The sequence below is a fragment of the Gordonia desulfuricans NBRC 100010 genome, from assembly GCF_001485495.1.
GTDB classification, from domain to species: domain Bacteria; phylum Actinomycetota; class Actinomycetes; order Mycobacteriales; family Mycobacteriaceae; genus Gordonia; species Gordonia desulfuricans.
Genome location: NZ_BCNF01000033.1, coordinates 1 through 5922, shown reverse-complemented (window position 1 = coordinate 5922; position 5922 = coordinate 1). Strand labels below are relative to the sequence as shown.

The window sequence follows — 5922 nt, the reverse complement described above, 5'->3', positions numbered from 1 at the left end:
CCGCCACCGTCGCCCGACCATCCGCGGGCGACGGTGGCGCTCGCGGCGAGCGCGTCGTCGGCCACCCCCGCCAGGTCCGGGGCCAGGGCGGCCAGCGCGGTGACCGGATCGTCGCCGGGCAACCTGCCCGTCCCCAACGCGGTCAGCAGGATTCGCAACGGTGCGATCAGCAGGTCGACGGCCGACATCAGACCATCACCTCGATGTCACCGGCACCCGTGCGGGTCATGGTGTGCCCCGCCCCGGTGTCGGCGGCGACATACGAGCCGGCGGCCGTGGCGGTCTCGGTACCGATCCGTCGATGCCGGGCGGCGACGTCGGCGAGCCGGCGGCGGCGGGACTCGAGTACCTCACCGAGTGCGGCGAGGAACTCCGCACCGATCACCCCGAACGTCATCGTGAGCGGTCCGACGTCGACGGCACCGGCGTGGGCCGCCACACGTTCGGCGGTCGTCGACTGCCGGCCGGCGTAGGTGTGCAGGGCGTCGGGGGAGACGGCAGTGGGGGAAGCAGGGGTCCGGAAGGCGGGGGTCCCGGCGGCGAGGGTCCCGGAAGCGGTGGTCGGGTTCTGGGTCATGGGAACTTGGACGCACCGGCGGGCGCCGGGGTTCCAGCCGGCAGCGGGAAATCCCGATCACGTCCGTCCACCCCATGCGGCGGGCCGTGTCGGTGGCGGCGCACTAAAGTCTGTAGGCCATGCAGGTACACCTCGTCGATCACCCGCTCGCGGCGGCACGACTGACCACGATGCGCGACAAGCACACCGGCAACGCGGCATTCCGTGCGGCACTGTCGGATCTCACCCAGATGCTCGTCTACGAGGCGCTCGCCGACGCCCCGGTCGACGCGATCGGCATCGAGACCCCGATCAAGGCGTGTGCGGGCACCCGGCTGGCGGCGCCGCCGCTGTTCGTGCCCGTGCTGCGCGCCGGTCTCGGCATGGTGGAGCAGGCCCACGCGATGGTGCCCGAGGCGTTCGTCGGCTTCGTCGGCGTGGCCCGCGACGAGGCCACCGCGAAGCCGGTGCCCTACCTGGAATCGCTGCCCGACGATCTGGCGGGACAGCCGGTGTTCGTCCTCGACCCCATGCTGGCGACCGGTGGTTCGATGCTGCACACCCTCGACCTGCTGGTGGCGCGCGGCGCCACCGACATCACCGTGCTGTGTGTGGTTGCGGCGCCGCAAGGTGTTGCGACACTGGAGAATTCGGGATATCCGCTGCGACTGTTCGTCGGTGCGGTGGACGAGGGACTCGACGAGGCGTCCTACATCGTGCCGGGCCTCGGTGACGCGGGCGACCGCCAGTTCGGACCGCGCTGATCACCTCGGGCCGGCCCGTCGGCGGGGCGGCGGTGACTCAGGCCGCCACCGCCGACCAGCGGCCGTCGTGGCGGCGAACGCTGACCGGATGGTCGAAGCAGGCGCTGATCGTCGTCGACGTCAGCGTCTGATCGACCTCGCCGGCGGCCACCACCTCACCGTCGCGCAGCAGCATCGCATGCGTGGTGCTCGCCGGTAGATCCTCGAGGTGGTGGGTGACCAGCACACTCGCGAGTCCGGGCACGTCGGCGCGCAGCCGATCGATCGCCGACAGCAACTTCTCGCGCGCCGCCAGATCGAGCCCGGTGGCCGGCTCGTCGAGCAGCAGCAACGCCGGCTCCGGCATCAGTGCCCGGGCGATCAGGGTGCGGCCACGCTCGCCCTGACTCATCACCGGCCACACCGACCCGCGCCGCTCGGTCATCCCGAGCAGATCCAGCAGATCGTCGGCGCGGGCGTGCTCGGCGTCGGTGTAGACATGCCGGCGGTCGAGTTCGGGTGTGTTGGTCAGCCCGGTCAGCACCACGTCGTGGGCGGTGATCGGGACGTCGATGCGCCAGCGCGGATCGACATGCCCGATATGGGTGCGCAGCTCGCGCATGTCGACGCGGCCGAGTCGCTTGCCGAGGACGTCGACGACGCCGGTGGTGGGATGCGAGCGCGCACCGAGGATCGCCATCAGCGTCGACTTCCCGGCACCGTTCGGGCCGAGCAGTGCCCAGTGTTCACCGGGATGCACGGTCAGGCCGACGTCGTGGAGCAGGGCGCGTCCGGACCGGATCACGTCGAGATGGGCGGCGTCGAGCACAGCTGGATCCGCGAGATGGGCACACATCGGCCGGGAGGTCCTCCGTCGGTGGGCCGGCGGTACCGGTCAGCTCAGGGACCAGTACGCCAGCATGGGCTCGTCGGCCAGCGTCGAGCCGTTCTGGCTGATCACCAGGGAGCTCGGCGAGACCGTGTAGGTGGTTGAACCATTCTGCGCCACAAAGCTGTTACCGACCTGCTGCGGGTAGCCGATCTCGATGGTGTTCCCGTCGGCGAGGCCCTTGTAGTACCACCGCCCGGTCTGGGCGCCGACCTGGCAGATCACCACCCGCGAACGGGTGGTCTGACCGATCGCGACGGCCGGGTCGTCGGCGGCATTGCACCGCGGACCGCTCAGGAAGCCCTGCCAGTCGGCGCCGGACACGCTCACCGACGGCCGCGCCGTGGTGGTCCGCGTGGTGGTCTGGGTCTGGGTGGGAACCGGTGCGCCGGCCTGGGTCCGGGTGACCGTGCTGGTGAACGTCGACGTGGAGGTGGACGGCGTCGTCGACGTGGCGCCGGCCGAATCCGAGTCGGAGCTGTTGCGCGTCAGCGCCCACGCCGCGATCCCGGCGCCGATCACGACGAGAAGGCCGATCGCGATCGCCACCAGCACCACCGGCGACGACCACGGTGAGCGTGGCGGCTGCTGCGGCGGGGGCGTCGGATAGCCGTATCCCTGCGGGGGCCCGGGTGGATAACTCATCTCACAGTTCCCCCACGATCGTCGCGAGCAGTTCCCCCATCCGGGTCGCCGATGCGCGACCCACCTCGAGCACCTCGGCATGATCGAGGGGCTCGCCGGTGATGCCGGCGGCGAGGTTGGTCACCAACGACACCCCGAGCACGTCCAGGCCGGCGGCCCGGGCGGCGATCGTCTCGTGCACCGTCGACATGCCGACCAGGTCGGCGCCGATCGTCCGCAACATCCGGATCTCGGCCGGGGTCTCGTAATGTGGTCCGGGCAGTCCGGCGTAGACGCCCTCCTCCAGCGACGGGTCGATTCCGCGCGCGATCGCCCGCAACCGCGGCGAGTAGGCGTCGACCAGATCGACGAACTGCGCCCCGGCCAGTGGGGAGCGGGCGGTGAGGTTGAGATGGTCGGCGATCAGCACCGGCTGCCCCACGCGCATCCCGTCGCGCAGTCCGCCGGCCGCATTGGTCAGCACCACGGTGTGCACGCCCGCCGCCGCGGCGGTCCGCACCGGATGCACCACCCGCGCCAGATGATGGCCCTCGTAGGCGTGAATCCGCCCCAGCATCAGCAGAACCCGACGATCCCCGATGTGCACCGAACGGATCGAACCGCCGTGACCCGAGGCCGACGGCGGGGTGAACCCCGGGATCGCCGTCATCGGCATGGTGGCGGTGGCGGCACCGAAGGCGTCGGCGGCCGGCGCCCACCCCGACCCGAGGACCACCGCGACATCGTGGCCGGCGGCATCGGTGTGGGAGGCGATCGTGGCCGCCGCGGCGATGGCCGCGGCGTCGGCGTCGACGGTGGGATCCATGATCGCAACCCTAATGCGCCGAGCGCGGCTCGTGGGGGTTTGCCGAGCCGCCACGCGCCGCGGTGCAGGCCACGGACCGCCACCGGTCGTTCGGGCAGGGGATAAGGTCACCTCATGCCATTTCTCAGTGCGCAGCCCACCGTCGCCGACGTCGCCGAGCTGTTCCTCGGCGCCCCCGGGACCGAACTCGACGAGGCGAACCCGGAGAACCGTTTCCGGCTCGAGTGGATCGAGCAGGTCGAGTCACTGGTCGACACGGCCGTCGCCGACGGCGCCAAGGCCCTGGTGATCACCGCGACCGGCAAGTTCTTCACCAACGGGCTCGACACCGACTTCATCGCCGCGCACGCCGCCGAACTGCCCGCCTACCTCGACAAGGTGCACGGCCTCTACACCAAGATCCTCACCCTGCCCGTCCCGACGATCGCCGCGATCAACGGTCACGCCTTCGGGGCCGGTGCGATGCTCGCCCTGTGCGCCGACCACGTCGTGATGCGCACCGAGCGCGGGTTCTGGTCGCTGCCCGAGGCCGCGCTGTCGATGCCGTTCACCCGCGGCATGGCGTCGCTGATCCGTACCCGGCTGACCGACCGCACCGCCACCGAGGCCATGCTCACCAGCCGTCGCTACGCCGCCGACGCCGCCGTCGCCGCCGGGATCGTCGACGAGGCGGTCGCCGCCGGCGACCTGCTGGCCCGGGCCGCCGCGATCGGCGCCGAGCGGGCGCCGCTGGCCGGTCCGGCGCAGACGCTGATCAAGCGGGGACTGCGCCAGCCGCTGCTGGCCGATCTCGCCGTGCCGACGCCACCGAGCCTGCTCTGACCGCGGCCGCACACACCTCCTGGCCGCCCCCACCCACACCCACGCAGGGGCGCCACATCTCGAGCGAAAAGGACTGAACCGATGGCGGACACCGGGATCGGGGCCGATGCCGGACAGATTCTCGACGTCTGGCTGGCCACCCATCGTGACCAGCTGGTCGGCTGGCGACGACGGATTCATGCATATCCGGAGTTGTCCCGGCAGGAGGTCGCGACCACCGAACTGGTGATGTCCGAGCTCACCGCCCTCGGCCTCGCCCCGCGGCGGTTGCCGCTGGGCACCGGGGTCGTGTGCGACCTCGGTCCCACCGGCGGCCCGCGGATCGCGCTGCGCGCCGACATGGATGCGCTGCCGATCACCGAACACACCGGCCGGCCGTTCAGCTCCACCGTCGACGGTGTCTCCCACTCGTGCGGACACGACGCCCACACCGCGATCCTGCTCGGGACCGCGTCGGTGCTGTCGTCGGTCGCCGACCGGTTGCCGGTGGGGGTGCGGCTGGTGTTCCAGGCCGCCGAGGAGGTGATGCCCGGTGGTGCGCTCGACGCCATCGCCGCAGGGGTCACCGAAGGTGTGGGCCGGATCTTCGCGCTGCACTGTGATCCGCGGCTGCCGGTCGGCTCGGTCGGCCTGCGCGAGGGCGCGCTCACCTCGGCCGCCGACCACATCGACCTGCAACTGCGTTCGCCCGGCGGGCACACCTCGCGTCCGCACCTGACCGGAGACGTCGTCTACGCGATGGGAACGGTCATCACCGGTCTGCCCGGCGTGCTGTCCCGGCGGATCGACCCGCGCTCGGGGACCGTGATGGCCTGGGGTGCAGCACATGCCGGCAACGCACCCAACGCCATCCCGCAAGAAGGCCACCTCAAGGGCACCGTCCGCACCGGTGAACATGCGGTGTGGGCGGAGCTGGAATCGTTGGTGCGCAGCGTGATCGGCGAACTGCTGGCGCCCCTTCGGGTCTCGCACGACCTCTCGTACTTCCGGGGGGTGCCGCCGGTGATCAACGACGTGACGTCGGTGGAGATGCTCGCCCGCGCGGTCGCCGCGATCGACCCCAGTGCCGTCGCCGACACCCCGCAGTCACCCGGGGGCGAGGACTTCTCCTGGTTCCTCGAACACGTCCCGGGCGCCATGGCGCGCCTCGGTGTGTGGGACGGCCTGGGCCCCCAGCTGGATCTGCACCAGCCGACCTTCGACATCGACGAGCGCGCCCTGGACATCGGTGTGCGCACGCTGGCCGGAGTGGTCATGGGTTTCACGCCCGGGGCGTGAGGATCGGCGCATCGCAACCAGCACCCTCGCGCTCGCGCACCATTCTCGCTGGTCGAGCCGATGAGGAGCTGCTCCGACGTAGCCATCATCGTCGCGGTCGCGCACTGTTTTCGCTGGTTGAGCCGATGAGCGGCTGTCCCGACGTAACCATCGTCGCTGGGCCGGCGCGCCATTTTCGCTGGTT

General features: G+C 71.2%; 7 protein-coding genes and 1 pseudogene. 3 read left to right on the top strand and 5 right to left on the bottom strand.

Annotation, left to right across the window (positions count from 1 at the left end; genetic code table 11):
* A pseudogene (locus GD1_RS04975) lies at positions 1 to 188 on the bottom strand (C40 family peptidase); the annotation flags it as partial.
* Positions 188 to 577: a type VII secretion target gene (locus GD1_RS04970; protein WP_083533862.1), complete on the bottom strand. Its 390-nt coding sequence runs from the start codon at positions 575 to 577 to the stop codon at positions 188 to 190. The gene GD1_RS04970 and the pseudogene GD1_RS04975, both read right to left, overlap by 1 nt.
* A 119-nt stretch (positions 578 to 696) precedes the next feature.
* On the opposite strand from GD1_RS04970, the gene upp reads away from it, so the two are divergent.
* Positions 697 to 1320, top strand: coding sequence for a uracil phosphoribosyltransferase (gene upp / locus GD1_RS04965; RefSeq protein WP_053777889.1), 624 nt, complete (start codon positions 697 to 699; stop codon positions 1318 to 1320).
* A gap of 37 nt (positions 1321 to 1357) precedes the next feature.
* Here the strand turns inward: upp and GD1_RS04960 are convergent, their stop codons facing one another.
* The 3 genes from GD1_RS04960 to GD1_RS04950 are packed head-to-tail and all read right to left on the bottom strand — an operon-like array spanning position 1358 to position 3638.
* Positions 1358 to 2155, bottom strand: coding sequence for an ABC transporter ATP-binding protein (locus GD1_RS04960; protein ID WP_053777888.1), 798 nt, complete (start codon positions 2153 to 2155; stop codon positions 1358 to 1360).
* 39 nt (positions 2156 to 2194) lie between these two features.
* On the bottom strand, positions 2195 to 2833 hold the full coding sequence (locus GD1_RS04955; RefSeq protein WP_059036074.1) for a hypothetical protein: 639 nt from the start codon (positions 2831 to 2833) through the stop codon (positions 2195 to 2197).
* Between the two features lies 1 nt (position 2834).
* Complete coding sequence (locus GD1_RS04950) at positions 2835 to 3638, bottom strand: purine-nucleoside phosphorylase (RefSeq protein WP_059036072.1); 804 nt, start codon at positions 3636 to 3638, stop codon at positions 2835 to 2837.
* A 114-nt stretch (positions 3639 to 3752) separates the two neighbouring features.
* Here GD1_RS04950 and GD1_RS04945 point away from each other — a divergent pair, with 114 nt between their 5' ends.
* Positions 3753 to 4460 carry an enoyl-CoA hydratase/isomerase family protein gene (locus GD1_RS04945; RefSeq protein ID WP_059036070.1) on the top strand — a complete coding sequence of 236 codons (708 nt, stop codon included), beginning with the start codon at positions 3753 to 3755 and terminating at the stop codon, positions 4458 to 4460.
* A gap of 81 nt (positions 4461 to 4541) precedes the next feature.
* A complete protein-coding gene (locus GD1_RS04940) occupies positions 4542 to 5738 on the top strand; it encodes an amidohydrolase (protein ID WP_059036069.1) in 1197 nt (398 codons plus the stop codon).
* The last annotated feature ends 184 nt before the right edge of the window (positions 5739 to 5922 follow it).